Source organism: Zobellia sp. B3R18 (genome assembly GCF_018860715.1).
In the GTDB taxonomy this organism is placed as follows: Bacteria; Bacteroidota; Bacteroidia; order Flavobacteriales; family Flavobacteriaceae; genus Zobellia; species Zobellia russellii.
In genome coordinates this window covers 181091-200630 of sequence record NZ_JAHKQG010000006.1, presented here as the reverse complement: position 1 = coordinate 200630, position 19540 = coordinate 181091, and the positions used below count along the sequence as shown (strand labels likewise).

The window sequence follows — 19540 nt, the reverse complement described above, 5'->3', positions numbered from 1 at the left end:
ACATTTATTGGCGAATTGTGGAGTAGTGAGAGCAGGATAACGGCAGTATGTTTGTATCATATTATTAACCTACCCTGTGTAACAGCGGGATATAAAAAAAAACGATATGAGAAAAGTAGTAAGAACCGCCGCAATGATCGCTTTGTTATTGACTACAACTGCTAGTATCGCCAGCGAGCCCAAGCTTAGTGTTGTACCAAATGAAAATGTAAAAAGCTTTGTTTATGAACTAGATGCCCATGCGGGAAGAACAACCATCAAGTTTATGGATGCAGAGCAGAACGTTATATTCTTTGAAACTGTTGAAAAAGAAAACTATGCCAAGAAGTTTGACCTTTCTAAACTTAAAGATGGTCTATATTTCTTTAAATCAGAAGATGATTTAACTACAATTTCCTATACAATTAGTGTAAACGGAAGCAATGTAGAGGTAATAGACAAAAAAGAAAACAGTAAACCGGTCTTTAGACAAAAAGATGGAATGGTTTATTTAAACCTTTTAAACCTAGATAGCAAAGACGTAGATATTCAAGTTTACGATAGTAGTAACAGACTAGTTTTCTCTGAAAAAAGAGAGAATGAAATGGTTATTGAAAAAGCATTTGATTTTACCAAAGCTTACGAAGGTGAGTATACCGTTGTAGTAAGAGATAGCAAAGAAACTTATTACAAGGAGATTTCGGTAAACTAAGATAGTTTAAGTTGAGTTGAGTTAATTGCCCCTAATGTTGTTGAGAGCGTTAGGGGCTTTTTTTATAGTAATAGATAGCTATAGGCCCAATACATCAAGACCAGTTGTAAAGGCAATCTTGCTATTAAGAGCCACTTGGGAAATCCGGCCGAAGCTTTTTTGCTGGATAGCATATAAAAATGTACCAGTAAGAACACGGCTAGCATGAGTACAATTCCGTAGATAGCATAGTTCTTCGTAGCAGGAATGCAAACACCTATACCTAATAAAATTTCTGCAATACCGCTAAGTTGCACCAATAGCTTGTGGTTGGGTAGATACCGGGGCATAATGCGCATATAGGCTTTTGGTTTTACAAAATGCATAATACCTGCCATTACGTAAACGATTCCCATTACGTACAAGTGCCATGGATAATTCATGATTTAGGAAGGAATTTCTTTAAACGTTCGCGTTTATACTCGGGCAAAGAAGTATTGGTCAAGGCCAACTGTAGTATTTGCGGGTCTTTTTGGCGGGTAAATAATAACTGATAAAAATCCTTAACGGTAAGCGCGTTTTGAGATTGCTCCACCAGCAGTAATTCGTCTCCTACCTTTACTTTACCCTCTTCTAGGATGCGTACATAAGTGCCTGGAAACCCATAATCTATATACTGTTTTAAAATACTTTGGTTTTGAAACCGGATACCCAACTTATAACAAGGCTCTCTAGGTTGTGATACTTGAACCAAGGCACTTCCTATCTTATAAATATCGCCTATACGTATAACGGATTCATCAAAATTACTAACGCTAAGATTTTCTCCGAACATACCCCAGTTCCAATCCAAACTTGGGTATAAGCTTTTCCAGTACTCATAATGTTCCGTGGAGAATAGAAAACAGGCCTTGTTCACGCCTGCATGATATTTACGGTCAATTACGGTATCATTAGCTACATCCGTTTTTCCTAAAAACAGGGGGGCTTCTACCGGGTATTTAAAAATGCCCGTTAGTTCTTCTTTACCGTTCCAGGTAATGGTAGTTGGGCTACCAATGTTAGTTGATATAATTTTCATGAATTAAAAATAAGTAAACCATCCGCAATTAACGAATGATAACTGCGGTTTAAAAAACAATTGTGATGGGTAATCTATTTGCGCTAGTACATTACTAGATTAGTCTATGTTTGTGATCAGTGAGTGTATTTTGTCTTAATATTTCGTTTGCGCACACGAAATGTTTGTGAATATGGTAATTTATTCGTTTTTTTTGTGTTTATTTGATATTTATCTAAGGTAATTTTTTGCAATTTAATCCCCCTGGGCACCTTCTTATGGCGTTATTGACCTTTTTACTCTTTACCGGTTTTGTTGCTTTCTATGCAACATACAAGCTTAGACGCGATAAATTGAACACCAAAGACGGCTATTTCTTGGGAGGTAGATCCTTAACCGGAATTGTAATAGCAGGTTCTTTACTCTTAACCAATATTTCTACTGAGCATTTGGTGGGAATGAACGGTTCCGCATATCGAAACGGAGCTATTATTGTAGCATGGGAAGTTACATCTGCCTTGGCTTTGGTCATTGCGGCCCTGTATTTTGCCCCTCGCTATTTAAAAATGGGATTGACTACCATTCCAGAATTTCTGGAAAAAAGATTTGACGGTCTCACCCGTACTTTTGTGGCGCTCCTGTTAATTATTTCTTTTGTAGCCACTCTGCTGCCTATTGTGCTTTATACAGGTGCTTTAAACATAGAAGCTATTTTTGAAATTTCCGAATTATTGAATGTCACCCAAAGTGAAGGTATATGGATAACTATCTTGATCGTAGGTAGTATTGGTGCCGTATATGCCATTTTTGGCGGCTTAAAAATGGTGGCCTATACAGATACGATAAACGGGTTTGGCCTATTGGTAGCAGGGTTATTGGTGCCTATTTTGGCTTTGCTAAGCATTGGCGAAGGCAATTTGTTTGAAGGAATGGCAACAGTATTCAAGCACAGCCCAGAGAAATTCAATGTGGTAAGTAAGGAGTCGGGAATAGGGGAGGGAGCACGTTCCGCAATTTTACCTTTTGAAGTGCTGTTTACGGGGCTTATGATCAATCAGATATATTTCTGGACCATGCACCAATCCATTATTCAACGGGTTTTGGGAGCGGTAAGTCTAAAAGAAGCCCAAAAGGGATTACTTTATACGGGTTTACTTAAGATATTGGTGCCTTTGGTAATTGTTTTGCCGGGCCTTATCGGCTTTTACTATTTTGGGGAAAGTCTTTATGACAATCCGGATAACGTTTATCCACTTTTGGTAAAAAAAGTTTTACCTCTGTGGCTCACTGGTTTCTTTGTCGCAGTAATGATGGGAGCTATCTTAAGTACTTTTAATAGTGCATTGAACAGTGCTGCCACTGTATTTAGTTTAGACGTTTTTAAAAAATACATACAAAAAGATGCCAGTGAAAAAAAATTGGTGGTCATTGGCAAGAGTACTTCTGCTATTTTGGCCGTTTTGGCAATAGGTATAGCGCCTTTTGTAGCTAATGCGCCAGATGGACTTTACCAGTTGTTACAACAGTTGAACGGAATATTCTTTATACCCATTGCCAGTGTAATTATTGCAGGTTTTCTATTTCCTAAGGTTAGTGCTATTGGGGCGAAAGCCGGACTTATGTTTGGATTGGTATTCTACGTGGCCATGTATTACATTTTTGAAGTGAATCTTCATTTTATTCATATTTGGGGAATAGAATTCGTGCTGAATATATTGATTATGCACCTAGTTTCCGCATTAGGAGAAAAAGAAGAAAAATTTATAATGAAAGATGCGGGGGTATTAAACCTTCAACCTTGGAAGTATGCCAAACCCTTTAGTCTCTTTCTAGTGGTATTTACTATTATTTTATATCTTGTTTTAGGTAATGTGTAAAGCATAACCAATGCCGTGGTGTAGATTAATAGTCGGAGTAAGTAGTTTAAAGCTAAATTGTTAAAGATGGAAAAAACGTTCAGGGATTATGAGGCTGTAGATGTGTCGGCGGCCGTTAAGGAGCATTATAGAAAAATGCGGTCAAAGCAAACGGTAGACTATGTTCAACGTATGCACAAGAAATATTTGACCTATGACAAACCAATGGACCTATGGGAGGCTATGGGACATTTGAATAGATTGATAGACGTTAGCGATCCTGATTTGGATTTGCCCAACGTACAGCATTTAATTCAAAGCGCGGAGGCTATTAGAGAAGACAATCGCCCAGATTGGATGCAGCTTACCGGTCTTATTCATGACCTAGGAAAGGTGATGTTCCTATGGGGAAGCGATGAGGACGGTACCAGCCAGGACGAGCAATGGGGAACCGTAGGTGATGTGTTCGTAGTAGGTTGCGAATTGCCGGATACTTGTGTATATCCTGAGTTTAATAAATTGAATCCGGATATGGCCGATTCCCGTTATAATACGCCTACAGGTATTTATGAAAAAGGTTGTGGTATGGACAATCTTAACCTAGCATGGGGGCATGATGAGTATCTGTTTCAAGTACTCTCTAATCATAAAGAGAACCAACTGCCCAAAGAAGCTATGGTAATGATACGTTACCATTCCTTTTACCCATGGCATACGGGAGGTAGTTACAAAGAGTTGTTGAACGAAGGTGACAAAGAATATTTAGAACTTATTAAAGATTTCAATAAGTACGATTTGTATACTAAGTCGCAAAAGATATATGATTTAGAAGATGTAAAGGATTATTACCAGCCTATTGCAGAAAAATATTTGGGTAAAGGTCCTATAAATTGGTAATAACCCTCTTAAAATTTACAAACGGCCCCTTACTATTAAGTATAGCGGCCGTTTATTTTTTTACCGCAAGAATTTTGATGTTTATAGTGTTTTCACCAATATTTTCTAAATCGTGAACCATTTCTTCCCCACTGCAGGCCCAATAAAAATGGTCACCTTCTTCCAAACGCAGCAAGGCTATTTGTCCGTTAATATTTCTTGAAATCATAAGACCGTCCGTAAAACAGGTGCAACTATAGTCATTAGTATGCCTTCTAAACGGAGTCCGTTCCTTAGGTTTCAATACTATTTCGGTTAGAATTAGTTCTTCATTTTCAAAAAGAGTATCACCAATATTTTCGCTAAATTTTTCTTCTTCTATTTCTTTTAGTTTCTTTTTATCCCAACTGTCAAAATTACCCTTGGGATTAAGTTCTGTAAATACCATACAAAATGTGCTTAGTTTCAATAAACGGAGCAATAACCTGGGCGGAATAGTGTGCTCTTCTTATATTTAGTGTAAATTAATTCTGTCTCCAAAGTTCCTTAAGATTTAACAATTTAGAAAGATTAATAGTACAAAATGTGATTTATTTTTGTTTGATTTTGATATTTAGTGTTGGATTCCTAACATTATTTTGGATTAAAGAATTTATAGAGTAGGTGTAAATTTTGGAGATATCTGCAGTATTTCTAGCTATAATCTATTATAAATAATGAGCGTAGTTTACAAAAAAATCTATGCATAGGGGAAACTCATACTATTTCATGGTTTTTGAAATTTTTCGGGAAGATATGAATTTTAACAAGAAAAAACGCCCAATTGCAAAGTTATGCAACTGGGCGTTTTGTAAGTTTATTTATTAAGTGCTACTTCACCATCTCGTAGCTACGTTTTATAAAATTGGTTAATTCTTCCCCTTTCAACAGACCTTTTGAAAGACGGGCCAAGTCAATAGATTGACTAATTAATCGTTCACGTTTTTTTGCGGTTTTGGTGTTCAATATTTCACCTACCAGCTCGTGATTTGTATTTACGATAAGGTTATACATGTCAGGCATTGATCCCATACCAAACATACCGCCACCACCTCCAGTCTGTTGCATCTCTTTCATACGACGCATAAATTCAGGCTCGGTAATGATAAACGGAGAGGCATCACTATCCATGGCTTCTAGTTGAACGGTATAGCTCTTGTCCGTAATGGCTTCTTCAAGATTCTTTTTAAGGGTTTCCTTTTCCTCATCGGATAATTTAGAAATCTGAGTGTCCTCTTTTTTAATCAAGTTATCCAAATGATCTGCATCTACACGGGCAAAAGAAATCTTCTCTTTAGAGGTTTCCAGTTTTTGCATTAAGTGACCAATGATTGGCGAATCCATCAGCAAAACTTCATAACCTTTAGCTTTTGCAGCTTCAATATAACTATGCTGCGAAACTTTGTCGGAAGCATAAAGAATAACAAGTTTGTCATCCTTATCCGTTTGGTTTTCCTTTATTTTGTCCTGAAGCTCCTCAAAAGTAAAGTAGCTGCCGTCTACGGTAGGGTAGAGTGCAAATTTGTCTGCTTTGTCAAAGAATTTATCTTCGCTTAGCATTCCGTATTCAATAACGATTTTAATATCGTTCCACTTTTGCTCAAAATCCTCTCTACTGTTCTTGAACAGTGAGTTTAATTTATCTGCAACCTTTCTTGTGATGTAAGAAGAAATTTTCTTTACGGCACCATCTGCCTGTAGGTATGATCTGGAAACATTCAAAGGAATATCCGGAGAATCAATTACACCACGCAACATGGTTAAAAATTCAGGAACAATACCTTCTACATTATCCGTTACAAAAACTTGGTTTTGGTACAGTTGAATGCGGTCTTTTTGAACGTTAAGGTCATTGGTCAACTTTGGAAAATAAAGTATACCGGTAAGATTAAACGGGTAGTCTACGTTCAGGTGAATGTGGAACAAAGGTTCCTCAAACTGCATTGGATACAGTTCCCTGTAGAAATTCTTGTAATCTTGATCCTCTAAATCAGCCGGTTGTTTGGTCCAGGCAGGGGTAGGGTTGTTAATAATATTATCTACTTCTTGAGTAGGTGCTGGATCTTCTTCTTTGGCATCTTCTGGCTTAGGAAGCGTCTCTGTTTTCATTCCAAATTTAATTGGAATTGGCATGAACTTGTTATACTTGTTCAGAAGTTCGCTAATACGGTTGTCTTCTAAAAACTCAGTCGAATCTTCGGCAATATGAAGAATAATCTCTGTACCGCGTTCTTGGCGATCACCTGGTTCCAATGTAAAATTTGGAGAGCCGTCACAGCTCCATAATACCGGTTCTGCATCTTCCTTAAAGCTTCTGGTACTGATCTGTACCTTATCTGCAACCATAAAGGCAGAATAGAAACCAAGACCAAAATGACCTATAATGCCGGACTCTTTGGCTCCGTCCTCATACTTGTTCAAGAATTCTTCCGCACCGGAAAAGGCAAGTTCGTTAATATACTTTTTAACCTCGTCTTCGGTCATACCGATACCTTGGTCAATCACGTGAATTTTTTTTCCTTCTTTATCTACTTTTACCTCGATCATAGGGTTGCCATATTCAACTTTGGCTTCGCCTATGGAAGTAAGGTGCTTTAGCTTTAAAGTAGCATCCGTTGCATTGGAAATAAGCTCTCTTAAAAAGATTTCGTGGTCACTGTACAAAAATTTCTTAATCAGAGGAAAAATGTTCTCTACTGAAACATTGATTTTACCTGTAGCCATAAATTATAAATTTTAGAAATGTTCGCGCTAATGCTTGAACTTTGTTTAATACTATTTTTTCATTCTTCGGCATAGAAAAACATAGGTGATGTACACCTGTTTGCTGTTTGTCAAAAAAAATACCATACAGAGAGACTGTGACAAACTGACACGTTCGTATGACGGAATGGTTGCGGTTTGTAATTTTGTTTAATTAATTTTTATTTTAGTTAAACATTTATTATCTTTGAGGAAGATGTGATGAAGATTGCTGTGAAAGGGAAAATTTTCGATCAATATCACGTTTATAATCATTTATTGGTTAGGTTGTTTTTAAAACGTGCTTTCATCTGAAGGCACGTTTTTGTCTTTTGTGATAAAATTGGTATTCCCTTAACAACGAATGCGCGCTCTTAGGCGTAATTTTATATAACTAAATTGTTGGAAAATGGTGGCAAAATCTAAAGCAAGTAAGGTAACGGAAGATAGTATAATCTCTATGTATATGGATTATGTTCTAGAGCATGAGAGCGTACCTAAATCCATTTATAAATTTTGTAAACAAAATAAATTATCGGAGGCCGATTTTTATAGATTATTTGGTTCTGTAGAGAGTTTGCAAAAGGAAATATGGAACAAATTCTATACAAACACAGAAGCTCTTATTCTCAAAAATGAAGCGTATAATAACTTTTCCAATAAGGATAAGATGCTTACTTTTTTCTATACATTTTTTGAAATGCTCACCCTTAACCGTAGTTATGTTCTATTCGCTTTAAAAGAACATAATAGTCCTTTAAAAAATCTAGGACAACTAAAAGGGCTGCGCAAGCATGTTAAATCTTTTGCGGCAGAACTTATTAATGATGCCAATGCTAACAAGAATCTTAAAATTACCAAATATAATCCCCAAGTGTTTTCGAAAGGAGCATGGTTGCAGTTTTTATTCTTGCTAAAATTTTGGATGGACGATACTTCTCCCGGATTTGAAAAAACCGATGTAGCCATAGAGAAATCTATACATACCGTGTTTGATATTTTTGATAATACCCCACTTGAAAACATTCTTGACTTCGGTAAGTTTCTTTATAAGGAAACATTTGCTTAGCCAACTTATAACATACTCACTTTTCCAAAAGAGACGATATGAAAACAATTGATAGTATACCTACAGGTAAAATAGAAAGGGCAGGAAAACTGGTTAAAACAGGTGTTAAAATTGGGGGCAATTATGTTAAATATTACAGTAAAAAGTTGGTGAATCCTGAAATGGATAAAAACGAACTGAACGAAAACAATGCGGAGGATATTTATGACGGACTTAAGAGCTTAAAGGGTAGTGCCCTAAAAGTTGCTCAAATGCTTAGTATGGAGAAAAATATACTCCCAAAGGCGTATGTAGACAAGTTTTCGCTCTCACAGTTTTCCGTACCACCTCTTTCTGCTCCCTTGGTACGTAAAACATTTAAGAAATATTTGGGCAAATATCCAGAGGAGCTGTTCGATACTTTTGAAAAAGATAGTATAAATGCCGCTAGTATAGGCCAAGTGCATAAGGCAACAAAAGACGGTAAGGAATTGGCGGTAAAGATTCAATACCCGGGTGTTGCGGAAAGTATTTCCAGTGATTTGGCATTGGTGAAACCCATTGCCATAAAGATGTTTAATCTTCAAGGAAAAGACTCTGATAAATATTTTAAAGAAGTAGAAAACAAACTCATAGAAGAGACCAATTATTTTTTAGAAATTGAGCAGAGCATTAGTATTACTAAAAGTTGTTCCGGGATTAAAAATTTAGAATTCCCCAAGTATTATGAGGAGCTTTCAAGTGAGCGAATTATTACAATGGATTGGATGTATGGCCAACATCTGGGCGAATTCACCAATAAAAATTTTAGTCAGGAAATAGGTAATAAATTGGGGCAGACCCTTTGGGATTTTTATATGTTCCAAATTCATGGTCTAAGAAGGGTTCATGCTGATCCTCATCCCGGAAATTTTTTGGTAAGTGAGCAAAATACGTTGATTGCCATAGATTTTGGCTGTATTAAAGAGGTACCCAACGAGTTTTATGTGCCTTATTTTGAATTGGCCCAAAAAGAAAATATTGAAAACGACGCAGTTTTTATGGCGAAACTGTATGAGTTGGAAATATTAACGGAAACCGACTCGCCCGAAGAGCTCAAATTCTTTAAAGCGCTATTCAAAGAAATGCTCACACTTTTTACTTCGCCTTTTCATGAAACTAGTTTTGACTTTGGTTCTAATGATTTCTGGGAGAAAATAGCAGATTTAAGTGAACGCTATTCCAAGGATAGTCAGATTCGTAAAATGAACGGAAACAGAGGGTCTAAGCACTTTCTATACATGAACCGGACATTCTTTGGGCTCTACAATTTACTTCATGACCTTAGGGCAAAAATTGATGTAAATAGCTATAAGCAATACCTTCAATAAATAGCATAAGGTTAAATTCATCCTATTAATTTTGCTTATCTTAGAAATTTACGGGTTAATTTGCACCCTGGTTTAAAGCCTTAGCTTTTTAAATTAAAAAAAACCTTCTATGTATAATTCAAAAATTACGGGACTTGGATACTTTGTGCCCGAAAACGTAGTGACCAATGATGATTTGGCCAAGGTAATGGATACCAATGATGAATGGATCCAAGAACGAACGGGTATCAAAGAAAGAAGACATGTCGTAAAGGGTGGTGATACTACAACAACCATGGGCGTAAAGGCTGCAAAAATAGCTATAGAACGTGCAGGCATAGATAAGGATGATATAGATTTTATCGTCTTTGCTACGCTAAGTCCTGATTACTATTTTCCTGGGCCGGGCGTTTTAGTACAAAGAGATCTTGGGATAAAAACGGTTGGGGCCTTAGACGTAAGAAACCAATGTTCCGGTTTTATATATGCGCTTAGTGTTGCAGACCAGTATATCAAAAGCGGTATGTACAAGAATATTCTTGTAATTGGTTCTGAGTTACATTCCCATGGCCTTGATATGACTACCAGAGGTAGATCTGTGTCCGTAATATTCGGAGATGGAGCTGGAGCAGCGGTTGTAAGTAGGGAAGAAGATACCTCAAAAGGGGTTCTTTCTACACATTTGCACAGTGAAGGCCAGCATGCTGAGGAGTTGTCCTTAATAGCTCCGGGTATGGGCAAACGTTGGGTTACGGATATTATTGATGAGAACGACCCTAATGACGAGTCTTACTTTCCATACATGAACGGGCAGTTTGTATTTAAAAATGCAGTAGTCCGTTTTAGTGAGGTAATTATGGAGGGTTTAAAAGCTAATGATTTAACACCTTCGGATATTAATATGTTGGTGCCGCACCAGGCCAACTTGAGAATTTCCCAGTTTATACAGAAAAAGTTTGGTTTAGGAGATGATCAGGTTTTCAACAACATTATGAAATACGGTAATACCACTGCAGCGTCTATCCCTATAGCGCTTACGGAAGCTTGGGAAAGCGGTAAGATAAAAGAAGGAGACCTTGTGGTTCTTGCCGCGTTCGGTAGCGGTTTTACTTGGGGTAGTGCTATTATAAAATGGTAAGCTTATAAAACACAAAACCCCGATGTCTCCATCGGGGTTTCTGTCGTTGATTCTGCTATACTAAACACTAACCATTAACTATAAACATATAGCTTTATCACCGACCAATATTTTTTGAAAGTTTACACTTTTTAGAACGACTTTTATAATAGACGTATATTTTACTAAAAAGTTACATCCTTAAAGAACTTTAACATCATATTTAACATATGAAAAATACCCTTGTATTCGGAGCTTCTCTAAAAACGAATCGATATAGCAATCTAGCGGTTAATCGGCTTTTAGACCATAGCATCAAAACTGAAGCATTCGGTTTACGCGAAGGTAAAATCAGGGATATACAAATAAAGACCAATTTAAATGAATTTCAAAACATTCATACCGTTACTTTGTATATAGGTCCAGCACGTCAGCCTGAATATATCGACAAAATCTTACAAATAAATCCGAAACGTGTAATATTTAATCCGGGCACTGAAAACCCTGAATTTTACAAATTACTGGAATCCAAAGGGATTGAAGCGGTCGTGGCTTGCACCTTGGTCTTATTGGCTACAGGGCAATATTAATTGATCGACGAAAAACATGTAGGTTTTTTCGCATAAAACTTTAACGTTTTAAAGTTTTCTTCTCAACTTGTTATTTCTTGACTGCTTTTATTACGAATAAAATAAAGTCCTATAAATGTTAATAGGCCATTTAAGGGGAGTAGCTCGTAACCTACTTTATACCCGCCCAAATATTCAACAGGAACATTGGCCAGCGCTACAATACAAAGTACGGATAACAGCGCTATAATCCACACATAACCGTCTTTTACGGCGTATTTGGTGAATATACCAAAGGTAAAAAGACCTAGTAAAGGTCCATAGGTATAGGTGGCAACTGTCAATAGGCCATCAATAACATTTCTGTCCAGAATATATTTGAATGCAATAACTGTTACTATGAGCAAGATGCTCATGCCAATGTGAGTGGTTTTCCTAATTCTATTCTGGTCTTTTTCGGCCTTTTCATCAATGCTGAGAAAATCTACGCAAAAAGATGTGGTCAGAGAGGTTAGCGCACTGTCTGCACTACTGTAGGCCGCTGCTATTAAACCTAGCATAAAGGTAATGGCAACTACCATGCCCAGACCACTGTTAAGTGCTATTTCTGGAAATAACAGGTCCGGTTTTGCTTGGCCGTCCATTAATGGTGTTGCAATATTGAACTTAGCAGCATATATGAACAAGAGCGCACCTAGTAAAAGAAAAACAAAATTTACGATTACCAATACCACGCTAAAGGAAACCATATTCTTTTGCGCATCTTTAAGAGATTTACAGGTAAGGTTCTTTTGCATCATATCCTGGTCTAACCCTGTCATGCAAATGGTAATGAACATACCGCCAAGAAAAGACTTTAGAAAGTGGTTCTTGTTAAAAAAACTATCGGTAAATAGTACTTTGTTGTATTGTTTTAGTTCTTCGGACGCTAGGAACTCCGTAAAACTCCAGTCCAGTTTTTGGTTAATGAAGTAGATGCTTAATCCAACGGATAGGAGCATAAAGGCGGTTTGCAACGTATCTGTCCAGACAATAGTTTTTATACCACCTCTAAAAGTGTAGATCCAGATTAGTAAAATAGAGAGAACCACTGTAATTTCAAAAGGAACACCTAATTCGTCAAAAACAAACTGCTGCAAAACAATGGCTACTAAGAAAAGTCTGAAAGCGGCGCCTAAAACCCTGGAAATAAAGAAAGATAAGGCACCCACTTTATAACTTACGGTTCCAAATCGCTTTTTAAGATACTCGTATATAGAGGTTACATTCAGCTGATAATAGATGGGAAGCAAGATAAAGGCGATTACAAAATAGCCCGCCAGATAACCAAAAACCACCTGCATGTAACTAAATTCCGAGGCCTCTACCCAACCCGGTACCGATATAAATGTAACTCCGGAAAGCGAAGCGCCCACCATACCAAAAGCAACCAAGTACCAAGGCGATGATTTCCCCGCTTTAAAAAAATCAACGTTAGAGTCATTTTTTCCCGTAAAATAGGATATCAATAAAAGCAGGAGAAAATAAGCACCTATTAAGATCAGGATGTGGGTGGCGGTCATGTAATAAAATTTCAAACCAAAGTACAAAAAGTAAAAATAGTACGTAATTTTGTGTCTATGGATTTTTCATCTAAACTTCTAGAAAATGCCGTATACGAAATGTCGCAGTTGCCGGGTATCGGTAAACGAACGGCACTTCGTTTGGTACTTCATTTACTAAAGCAGCCAAAGGAACAGACAGACAGGCTCTCTAATGCGTTGTTGGATTTGCGTAGCGAGATAAAGTTTTGTGAGAACTGTCATAATATTTCGGATGTGGCTATATGCGAAATTTGCGCCAATCCCAAACGGGATAGAAGTTTGGTCTGCGTGGTTGAAGATATTAGAGATGTGATGGCCATTGAAAATACGAGCCAATATAAAGGGTTGTATCACGTTCTTGGAGGTAAAATATCGCCAATGGAAGGAATTGGCCCGCAGGATTTAACCATTGGATCTTTGGTAGACAAGGCAAAAAAAGGAGAGGTCAAAGAGTTTATTTTTGCGTTGAGCTCCACCATGGAAGGCGATACCACCAATTTTTATATTTATAAGCAATTGAATGGCTTGGATGTTAATACATCTACCATTGCCAGGGGAATAGCCGTGGGGGACGAGTTGGAATATGCAGATGAGGTTACTCTAGGACGGAGTATTTTAAACCGAATTCCGTTTGAGGGCTCATTGAAAGCGAATTAAAATATAGTAAGTTTAATAAATAGGCGTTTTTTTTGGTATTTTTGCGACCAAATTAGCTTAAAAGCAGAATAAAATAAGAATATGTCAAAGTTTGAACTGAAATTACCGAGAATGGGTGAAAGTGTTGCAGAAGCAACTCTAACCACTTGGTTAAAAGAAATTGGGGATACTATTGAGTTGGACGAGCCTGTTTTTGAAATAGCTACGGACAAAGTAGATTCTGAGGTTCCCAGTGAGGTTGAAGGTGTTTTGGTGGAGAAGCTTTATGATATAGACGATGTAATAAAAGTAGGGGATACCGTGGCTATCATTGAAACGGAACAATCTGTTGAAGTGGCCCAGACCAAGACATCTACCGCTCCGGTTGAAGCATCTAAAGCCACTAAAGAGTCTGCCGCTTTGGTAGAGGAAACTGTAAAAGTGGCCAAAGAAACGGTAAGTGCTCCTGTGCATCAAGTCCAAAAATCGGATTCTGACCGTTTTTATTCGCCTTTGGTGAAAAATATTGCCAAGCAAGAAGGTATTTCTATTGCTGAGCTTGATACCATAGAAGGTACGGGCAATGAGGGGCGGGTTACCAAAAATGATATTCTGGCCTATCTTGAAAATGGCAAAAAAGCAAAGACCCAGCAACCTGTAGCTCCTGCTCCTGCTCCAAAACAAGCGGTGTCTTCCATTGCTGGTCAAATTACTTCGGATGTTGGTATGGCCAATGGTTCAGATGTAAAACAGATAGAAGATGGCGAGGTTATTCCGTTGTCCAGAATGGGCAAACTTATTGCTAAGCATATGGTCAGCAGTGTATCTACTTCTGCTCACGTTCAAAGCTTTATAGAGGTAGACGTTACAAAAATTGTGAATTGGAGGAACAAGGTAAAGAACGCTTTTGAAAAGAGAGAAGGAGAGAAGCTTACGTTTACCCCAATTTTCATGGAAGCCGTTGCAAAGGCACTTAAGAAATACCCTTTAATGAATATTTCTTTGGATGGTGATACGGTAATTAAAAAGAAAAATATAAATATAGGTATGGCTGCCGCCCTTCCGGATGGGAACCTTATTGTTCCCGTGATAAAAAATGCGGATCAATTGAATTTAGTGGGAATGGCCAAGGTGGTAAACGACTTGGCAGCTAGGTCAAGGGAGAACAAACTAAAACCGGACGAAGTTCAAAACGGTACCTATACCGTTACCAACGTGGGTACGTTTGGCAGTGTTTTTGGCACCCCGATCATTAACCAGCCTCAAGTGGGTATATTGGCATTGGGCGCTATCCGAAAAATTCCATCTGTTATAGAAACTCCGGAAGGAGATTTTATAGGTATACGAAGCAAAATGTATCTTTCCCATAGTTATGACCACAGGGTGGTAAATGGAGCTTTAGGTAGTATGTTCGCAAAAGCGGTGGCAGATTATTTGGAAGCTTGGGATATGGATCGTGAAGTGTAAGATTTGGAGACAACACTATTTTGTTAAGGCATTCTCACTTAAAAAGCGTATTTGTTTTAAATCCGTAATTTATTTCGGTTTTTCATTGGGCTTTCGCTATAAATAGATTAATAGTCTTATTTTCATGCGATAGATAAATAACCATCAGGTCGCCAAACCAACAATGCCAATACCAGATTTTAAAACGTTCCCAATACGAATTTTAGATTCGTTCCTTTTCCTTTTATTTTTGACTCCTGTTCTTATGTTTGCGCAAGAGGCAAGTGTAGATCAAGAAGAAAAAGCACCCCTAAAACTTTATATAGATTGTAATTGCGAAAAGAATTATCTAAGGCAAGAAATAAACTATGTAAATCACGTTCGTGATCAGGCACAGGCCAATGTTAAACTCTTTATTTACGATATAGCCAATGGTAGCGGAGGACGTACCTATATGTTGGAGTTTGAGGGTGTAGAGGATTATAAGGATATTTTTGGAAAACTTACTTACGATAGTACCGCCAGCATGACGGATGATGAGGTGCGCAAGGGACTTTTAAAGAAAGTACAATCCGGACTTCTTCAATATGTTTTGGAATCGGATTTAGCGGAGAATATTACGTACACGGTCAATAAAGAAGGACTTGGTGAGATTCAGGAGGTAGATTTTAGGGATCCTTGGAACAATTGGATTTTTGAAGTTTATGGGGAAGCCAAGCTTAAAAGGGAATCTAGTCGTAAAGAGTTTGAATATGAGTTGGGCTTTCAAAGTGATCATGTAACGGAAAAATTACGGATTCGTACGGATGTTGAACTCAATCAGGCCAATAAAGAATTTGTTAGGAATGAGGAAACGTTTACCAGTGAACGTTTTAGGTATTCTGCAGATGGTAGTATCGTTGCCAGTCTATCGGACCATTGGTCTGCCGGTATTTTTGGAGGTGTGCAACATAACACCTTTACGAATCTTGACTTTAAATATTACGCAACCCCGGCCATAGAATACAATATCTACTCGTACAAAGAAGTGCTCCGTAGAGAAATCGTTTTTGCATATAAAATAGGCTACTTTCATAATGATTATATAGAACCAACCATTTTTAGTAAAGAAACGGAAGGTGTTTTTAATCATTCATTAGATGTACAGATAAGGTATCGTCAGCCTTGGGGTAACGTTTATGCACGGCTAAGGGGGTCTACTTTTTTGAATGATTTTGCCAAAAATAGAATTCAGTTGAACGGAAGTTTTTCAGTGCGATTGTTAAAAGGTTTAGCGGCACGGTTTTCGGGCAGGTTCGAGATTATAAGGGATCAGATCAACCTGCCGGGAGGAGATGCATCTCTAGAGGATGTGTTACTGCAGCAAAAACAGATTGCTACTGATTTTGAGACCAGCCTTAGTGTTGGTCTTAGCTATACTTTTGGTTCCGCGTTTAATAATGTTATAAATACTAGGTTGTAGTGCTATTTTTCTTTAATAAGAAAAGTATGGATATGTTTTCTTGAACCTTGTTAAAGGTTATCTTTGTTTAAAAAAATTGCTAAAAACATGGAACTTAATCTTACGCGTCCCATTTGTTTTTTTGATTTGGAAACTACGGGAACTAACGTTGCCAAAGACCGGATCGTAGAAATATCTGTTTTAAAAGTATACCCTAACGGGAATAAGGAAAGTAAAACCTGGTTGGTAAATCCGGAAATGGAAATCCCGGAAGAGGTGGTTGCTATTCATGGTATTTCAAATGAAAAAGTTGCCAATGAGCCAACTTTTAAAGACCTTTCCCGGACCATCTACGCCATGATTAAAGACTGCGATTTAGGAGGGTTTAATTCAGACCGTTTTGATATTCCTCTGTTGGCCGAAGAAATGTTAAGGGCAGAGCTAGACTTTGATATGAAGAGTATGGTCTCCATAGATGTACAGACTATATTTCATAAGATGGAAAAGCGTACCCTAGCGGCAGCATACAAGTTTTATTGTGATAAAGACCTTACCGATGCCCATAGTGCCGAAGCGGATACATTGGCTACTTACGAGGTGTTATTGTCCCAATTGGATAGGTACCCGGAACTGGAGAACAATGTAAAGAAGCTGGCCGAATTTTCTACCCATAGGCAGTTTGCGGATTTTGCAGGCTTTTTAGGATATGATGAGGATGGTGTTGAAATTTTTGCCTTTGGTAAACACAAAGGAAGAAAGGTTCTGGATGTATTGGAAAAAGAACCTGGCTATTTCGGGTGGATTCTTAATGCAGATTTTCCGCTGTATACAAAAAAGGTGCTGACACAGGTTAAATTAAGTCAGCTGAACAATAAGCTAGGTTAAGAACTAAGAGGGTTTCCATGAAAATTATCTGTATCGGTAGAAATTATACAGAACATATAGAGGAATTGGCCAATGAAAGACCAGATGAACCTGTAGTGTTTATTAAACCGGATTCCGCAATTCTACCCAAAGAACAGGATTTCTATATTCCTGAATTTTCCAATGACATACACTATGAAGTAGAGGTATTGGTCAAGATTAAAAAAGTAGGGAAGCACATTAATGAAAAATTTGCCCATACCTATTATGACGAAGTTGGCTTGGGAATAGATTTTACCGCTAGAGATTTACAATCAAAGCTCAAAGAGAAGGGTTTGCCGTGGGAAAAAGCAAAGGGTTTTGATGGTTCAGCGGTCATAGGAGAGTGGCTTCCGAAAACGAATTTTAAAGATTTAAACAATTTAAATTTCTCTTTGTTGAAGAACGAAGGAGAAGTTCAAAAAGGGAATACCGGTCTCATGCTCTGGAAGATAGATGAGCTGGTCTCGTATGTTTCCCGGTTTTTTATGTTAAAAAAAGGCGATGTAATTTTTACGGGTACACCGGCCGGTGTTGGTAGAATTGAAGCAAATGACTACCTTTCAGGTATTCTGGAGGGTCGTGAACTTTTTCATTTAAAAGTAAAATAATGATTTACAGTCTTGATAAAATCAATGAAATGGCAGAAGGAGATGAAGATTTCATCAACTCTGTTATCTCTGTTTTTTTAGAAGAGGTGCCGCAGGATTTAGAAGATCTAGAAGCTGCCCTAAATGAGCAAAACCATGACCAGGTTTACAAATTAGCTCATAAAATTAAACCTAATGTAGATTTGTTGGGTATGGAACAGACGCGTGCCGCTGCCTTACAGATTGAAACGTTGGGAAAAGCAGAAGCCAATATGTCCGAGATACAAGTGGTTTTTCCCTTGTTGAAAAAAGACATAGACCAAGTAGTGGCCGAGCTTAAAAAAGATTTCAATATCTAATGCTTGCTGAAATCATTACCATTGGCGATGAGATTCTAATAGGTCAGATTGTTGATACCAATTCCGTTTTTATCTCCAAAGAACTTAATAAAATTGGGGTATCTGTCTACCAGATTACTTCAATTCAAGATGATAGGGAGCATATTCTTCAGGCGTTGGAAGACGCCAAAAAGAGGGTTCAAGTTGTTATCATAACCGGAGGTCTTGGCCCTACGAAGGATGATATTACAAAGCACACGCTATGTGAGTTTTTTAATGACACCTTGGTAGAAAATGCAGGTGTTTTGGCACATGTAGAAGAACTTTTTAGGAAGTATATTACCACTACGCCAATATCGGATATCAACAGAAAACAAGCTTTGGTTCCTTCTAAGGCCACGGTTTTGCACAATGCCTTTGGTACGGCTCCTGGCATGTGGATCCAAGAAGATGGTGTAGCCTTTGTTTCGTTGCCGGGAGTGCCCTATGAGATGAAGAATTTAATAACGGATAAGGTAATTCCTAAGATCATTTCGGAATTTAAGCGTCCTTATATTTTGCATAGAACAGTGGTTACCTATGGTCTGGGCGAAAGTTCTATTGCGGATAAAATAGAAGATTGGGAAAATAACTTACCTGCTTCCATACGATTGGCATATCTACCCAGTTTGGGTAAAGTAAGGTTACGATTGACCGCTAAAGGTCCGGATAAGAAAGCGCTTGAGGATGCCGTTGATGCCGAGGTACAAAAATTAAATCCGTTGATCGGTGATATTATGTACGGCACTGAGGATGAGGAAACCTTGGAACAAGTTGTGGCCAAACTATGTACGGAAAAAGGATTGACCCTTTCTACGGCCGAAAGTTTTACAGGAGGGAAAATTGCGGAGCAACTAACAGCCTTGCCAGGAGCGTCAGCTTACTTTCAGGGTAGTGTGGTGAGCTATGCCACAGATGCGAAGATAAACGTGCTTAAAGTGCCAAGGGACGTTGTAACAACTTACTCTGTAGTGAGTGCAGAAGTAGCTAAGGAAATGGCAGAAAACGTTAGACACCTGTTCAAAACGCATTATGCTATAGCCACTACAGGTAATGCCGGTCCTACAAAAGGAGATTCGGATGCGGAGATCGGAACGGTCTTTATAGGCATTGCAACACCAAACGGAGTTTATGCCCATAAGTTTAATATGGGAAGCCATAGAGAACGCATTGTAGAGAAGTCCGTTAACAAGGCTTTGGAGCTGTTGCAAAAAGAAATTTCAAAAATCTGAAATATT

Annotated in this window: 19 protein-coding genes; 14 read left to right on the top strand and 5 right to left on the bottom strand. The window is 37.9% G+C overall.

The genetic code is table 11. The features are described 5' to 3' along the window. Positions 1-106 precede the first annotated feature (106 nt). The gene (locus tag KO513_RS04520) at positions 107-691 is read left to right on the top strand and encodes a hypothetical protein (RefSeq protein ID WP_215912461.1); all 585 of its coding nucleotides are present in this window, start codon (positions 107-109) and stop codon (positions 689-691) included. Between the two features lie 62 nt (positions 692-753). Here KO513_RS04520 and KO513_RS04515 read toward each other — a convergent pair whose 3' ends face one another. Both KO513_RS04515 and KO513_RS04510 read right to left on the bottom strand, forming a co-directional pair. Further along, the gene (locus tag KO513_RS04515; protein ID WP_215912460.1) at positions 754-1113 is read right to left on the bottom strand and encodes a DoxX family protein; all 360 of its coding nucleotides are present in this window, start codon (positions 1111-1113) and stop codon (positions 754-756) included. Next, positions 1110-1751, bottom strand: a complete 642-nt coding sequence (locus tag KO513_RS04510; RefSeq protein WP_215912459.1) for an MOSC domain-containing protein — start codon at positions 1749-1751, stop codon at positions 1110-1112. The genes KO513_RS04515 and KO513_RS04510 overlap by 4 nt, the downstream gene beginning before the upstream one ends. Before the next feature lie 257 nt (positions 1752-2008). Here KO513_RS04510 and KO513_RS04505 point away from each other — a divergent pair, with 257 nt between their 5' ends. Both KO513_RS04505 and KO513_RS04500 read left to right on the top strand, forming a co-directional pair. Next, positions 2009-3607 (top strand): solute:sodium symporter family transporter, encoded by a 1599-nt coding sequence (locus KO513_RS04505; protein ID WP_215912458.1) that lies wholly within the window; start codon positions 2009-2011, stop codon positions 3605-3607. A gap of 66 nt (positions 3608-3673) precedes the next feature. After that, on the top strand, positions 3674-4483 hold the full coding sequence (locus tag KO513_RS04500) for an inositol oxygenase family protein (protein WP_215441033.1): 810 nt from the start codon (positions 3674-3676) through the stop codon (positions 4481-4483). Positions 4484-4535: 52 nt separating this feature from the next. Here the strand turns inward: KO513_RS04500 and KO513_RS04495 are convergent, their stop codons facing one another. Beyond that, on the bottom strand, positions 4536-4910 hold the full coding sequence (locus KO513_RS04495) for a hypothetical protein (RefSeq protein WP_215441031.1): 375 nt from the start codon (positions 4908-4910) through the stop codon (positions 4536-4538). Positions 4911-5332: 422 nt separating this feature from the next. Next, positions 5333-7225 carry a molecular chaperone HtpG gene (gene htpG / locus KO513_RS04490; RefSeq protein WP_215912457.1) on the bottom strand — a complete coding sequence of 631 codons (1893 nt, stop codon included), beginning with the start codon at positions 7223-7225 and terminating at the stop codon, positions 5333-5335. 427 nt (positions 7226-7652) lie between these two features. Between htpG and KO513_RS04485 the strand changes: the two genes are divergently transcribed. From KO513_RS04485 to KO513_RS04470, 4 genes are all read left to right on the top strand, one after another. After that, positions 7653-8312, top strand: a complete 660-nt coding sequence (locus KO513_RS04485) for a TetR family transcriptional regulator C-terminal domain-containing protein (protein WP_215912456.1) — start codon at positions 7653-7655, stop codon at positions 8310-8312. 38 nt (positions 8313-8350) lie between these two features. After that, complete coding sequence (locus KO513_RS04480) at positions 8351-9661, top strand: ABC1 kinase family protein (RefSeq protein WP_215912455.1); 1311 nt, start codon at positions 8351-8353, stop codon at positions 9659-9661. A 109-nt stretch (positions 9662-9770) separates the two neighbouring features. Further along, entirely contained in the window at positions 9771-10778 is a 1008-nt protein-coding gene (locus KO513_RS04475; protein WP_215441023.1) for a 3-oxoacyl-ACP synthase III family protein, read from the top strand. A 209-nt stretch (positions 10779-10987) separates the two neighbouring features. Further along, a complete protein-coding gene (locus tag KO513_RS04470; RefSeq protein ID WP_215441021.1) occupies positions 10988-11347 on the top strand; it encodes a CoA-binding protein in 360 nt (119 codons plus the stop codon). 62 nt (positions 11348-11409) lie between these two features. Here the strand turns inward: KO513_RS04470 and KO513_RS04465 are convergent, their stop codons facing one another. Beyond that, complete coding sequence (locus KO513_RS04465; RefSeq protein ID WP_215912454.1) at positions 11410-12888, bottom strand: sodium:solute symporter; 1479 nt, start codon at positions 12886-12888, stop codon at positions 11410-11412. Between the two features lie 57 nt (positions 12889-12945). Between KO513_RS04465 and recR the strand changes: the two genes are divergently transcribed. The 7 genes from recR (at position 12946) to KO513_RS04430 (ending at position 19534) form a co-directional block, all read left to right on the top strand. Then, positions 12946-13566 carry a recombination mediator RecR gene (recR, locus tag KO513_RS04460; RefSeq protein ID WP_215912453.1) on the top strand — a complete coding sequence of 207 codons (621 nt, stop codon included), beginning with the start codon at positions 12946-12948 and terminating at the stop codon, positions 13564-13566. Between the two features lie 81 nt (positions 13567-13647). Beyond that, entirely contained in the window at positions 13648-15012 is a 1365-nt protein-coding gene (locus KO513_RS04455) for a dihydrolipoamide acetyltransferase family protein (protein ID WP_215912452.1), read from the top strand. 244 nt (positions 15013-15256) lie between these two features. Further along, complete coding sequence (locus KO513_RS04450; RefSeq protein ID WP_215912451.1) at positions 15257-16453, top strand: hypothetical protein; 1197 nt, start codon at positions 15257-15259, stop codon at positions 16451-16453. An 87-nt stretch (positions 16454-16540) separates the two neighbouring features. Next, positions 16541-17317 (top strand): 3'-5' exonuclease, encoded by a 777-nt coding sequence (locus KO513_RS04445; RefSeq protein WP_215912450.1) that lies wholly within the window; start codon positions 16541-16543, stop codon positions 17315-17317. Positions 17318-17334: 17 nt separating this feature from the next. Beyond that, positions 17335-17946: a fumarylacetoacetate hydrolase family protein gene (locus KO513_RS04440; protein WP_215912449.1), complete on the top strand. Its 612-nt coding sequence runs from the start codon at positions 17335-17337 to the stop codon at positions 17944-17946. After that, positions 17946-18284, top strand: a complete 339-nt coding sequence (locus KO513_RS04435) for an Hpt domain-containing protein (protein WP_215441013.1) — start codon at positions 17946-17948, stop codon at positions 18282-18284. Before KO513_RS04440 ends, KO513_RS04435 begins: the two co-directional genes overlap by 1 nt. After that, positions 18284-19534 carry a competence/damage-inducible protein A gene (locus KO513_RS04430; protein ID WP_215912448.1) on the top strand — a complete coding sequence of 417 codons (1251 nt, stop codon included), beginning with the start codon at positions 18284-18286 and terminating at the stop codon, positions 19532-19534. The genes KO513_RS04435 and KO513_RS04430 overlap by 1 nt, the downstream gene beginning before the upstream one ends. Positions 19535-19540: the final 6 nt, after the last annotated feature.

Excerpts from the sequence above, each read along its gene's own strand:
- recR (WP_215912453.1), top strand. The coding sequence starts at position 12,946 with ATGGATTTTTCATCTAAACTTCTAGAAAATGCCGTATACGAAATGTCG.
- KO513_RS04505 (WP_215912458.1), top strand. The coding sequence starts at position 2,009 with ATGGCGTTATTGACCTTTTTACTCTTTACCGGTTTTGTTGCTTTCTAT.
- KO513_RS04455 (WP_215912452.1), top strand. The coding sequence starts at position 13,648 with ATGTCAAAGTTTGAACTGAAATTACCGAGAATGGGTGAAAGTGTTGCA.
- KO513_RS04495 (WP_215441031.1), bottom strand. The coding sequence starts at position 4,910 with ATGGTATTTACAGAACTTAATCCCAAGGGTAATTTTGACAGTTGGGAT.
- KO513_RS04480 (WP_215912455.1), top strand. The coding sequence starts at position 8,351 with ATGAAAACAATTGATAGTATACCTACAGGTAAAATAGAAAGGGCAGGA.
- KO513_RS04475 (WP_215441023.1), top strand. The coding sequence starts at position 9,771 with ATGTATAATTCAAAAATTACGGGACTTGGATACTTTGTGCCCGAAAAC.
- KO513_RS04500 (WP_215441033.1), top strand. The coding sequence starts at position 3,674 with ATGGAAAAAACGTTCAGGGATTATGAGGCTGTAGATGTGTCGGCGGCC.
- KO513_RS04465 (WP_215912454.1), bottom strand. The coding sequence starts at position 12,888 with ATGACCGCCACCCACATCCTGATCTTAATAGGTGCTTATTTTCTCCTG.
- KO513_RS04450 (WP_215912451.1), top strand. The coding sequence starts at position 15,257 with ATGTTTGCGCAAGAGGCAAGTGTAGATCAAGAAGAAAAAGCACCCCTA.
- KO513_RS04520 (WP_215912461.1), top strand. The coding sequence starts at position 107 with ATGAGAAAAGTAGTAAGAACCGCCGCAATGATCGCTTTGTTATTGACT.
- KO513_RS04470 (WP_215441021.1), top strand. The coding sequence starts at position 10,988 with ATGAAAAATACCCTTGTATTCGGAGCTTCTCTAAAAACGAATCGATAT.
- htpG (WP_215912457.1), bottom strand. The coding sequence starts at position 7,225 with ATGGCTACAGGTAAAATCAATGTTTCAGTAGAGAACATTTTTCCTCTG.
- KO513_RS04430 (WP_215912448.1), top strand. The coding sequence starts at position 18,284 with ATGCTTGCTGAAATCATTACCATTGGCGATGAGATTCTAATAGGTCAG.
- KO513_RS04445 (WP_215912450.1), top strand. The coding sequence starts at position 16,541 with ATGGAACTTAATCTTACGCGTCCCATTTGTTTTTTTGATTTGGAAACT.
- KO513_RS04440 (WP_215912449.1), top strand. The coding sequence starts at position 17,335 with ATGAAAATTATCTGTATCGGTAGAAATTATACAGAACATATAGAGGAA.
- KO513_RS04515 (WP_215912460.1), bottom strand. The coding sequence starts at position 1,113 with ATGAATTATCCATGGCACTTGTACGTAATGGGAATCGTTTACGTAATG.
- KO513_RS04485 (WP_215912456.1), top strand. The coding sequence starts at position 7,653 with ATGGTGGCAAAATCTAAAGCAAGTAAGGTAACGGAAGATAGTATAATC.
- KO513_RS04435 (WP_215441013.1), top strand. The coding sequence starts at position 17,946 with ATGATTTACAGTCTTGATAAAATCAATGAAATGGCAGAAGGAGATGAA.
- KO513_RS04510 (WP_215912459.1), bottom strand. The coding sequence starts at position 1,751 with ATGAAAATTATATCAACTAACATTGGTAGCCCAACTACCATTACCTGG.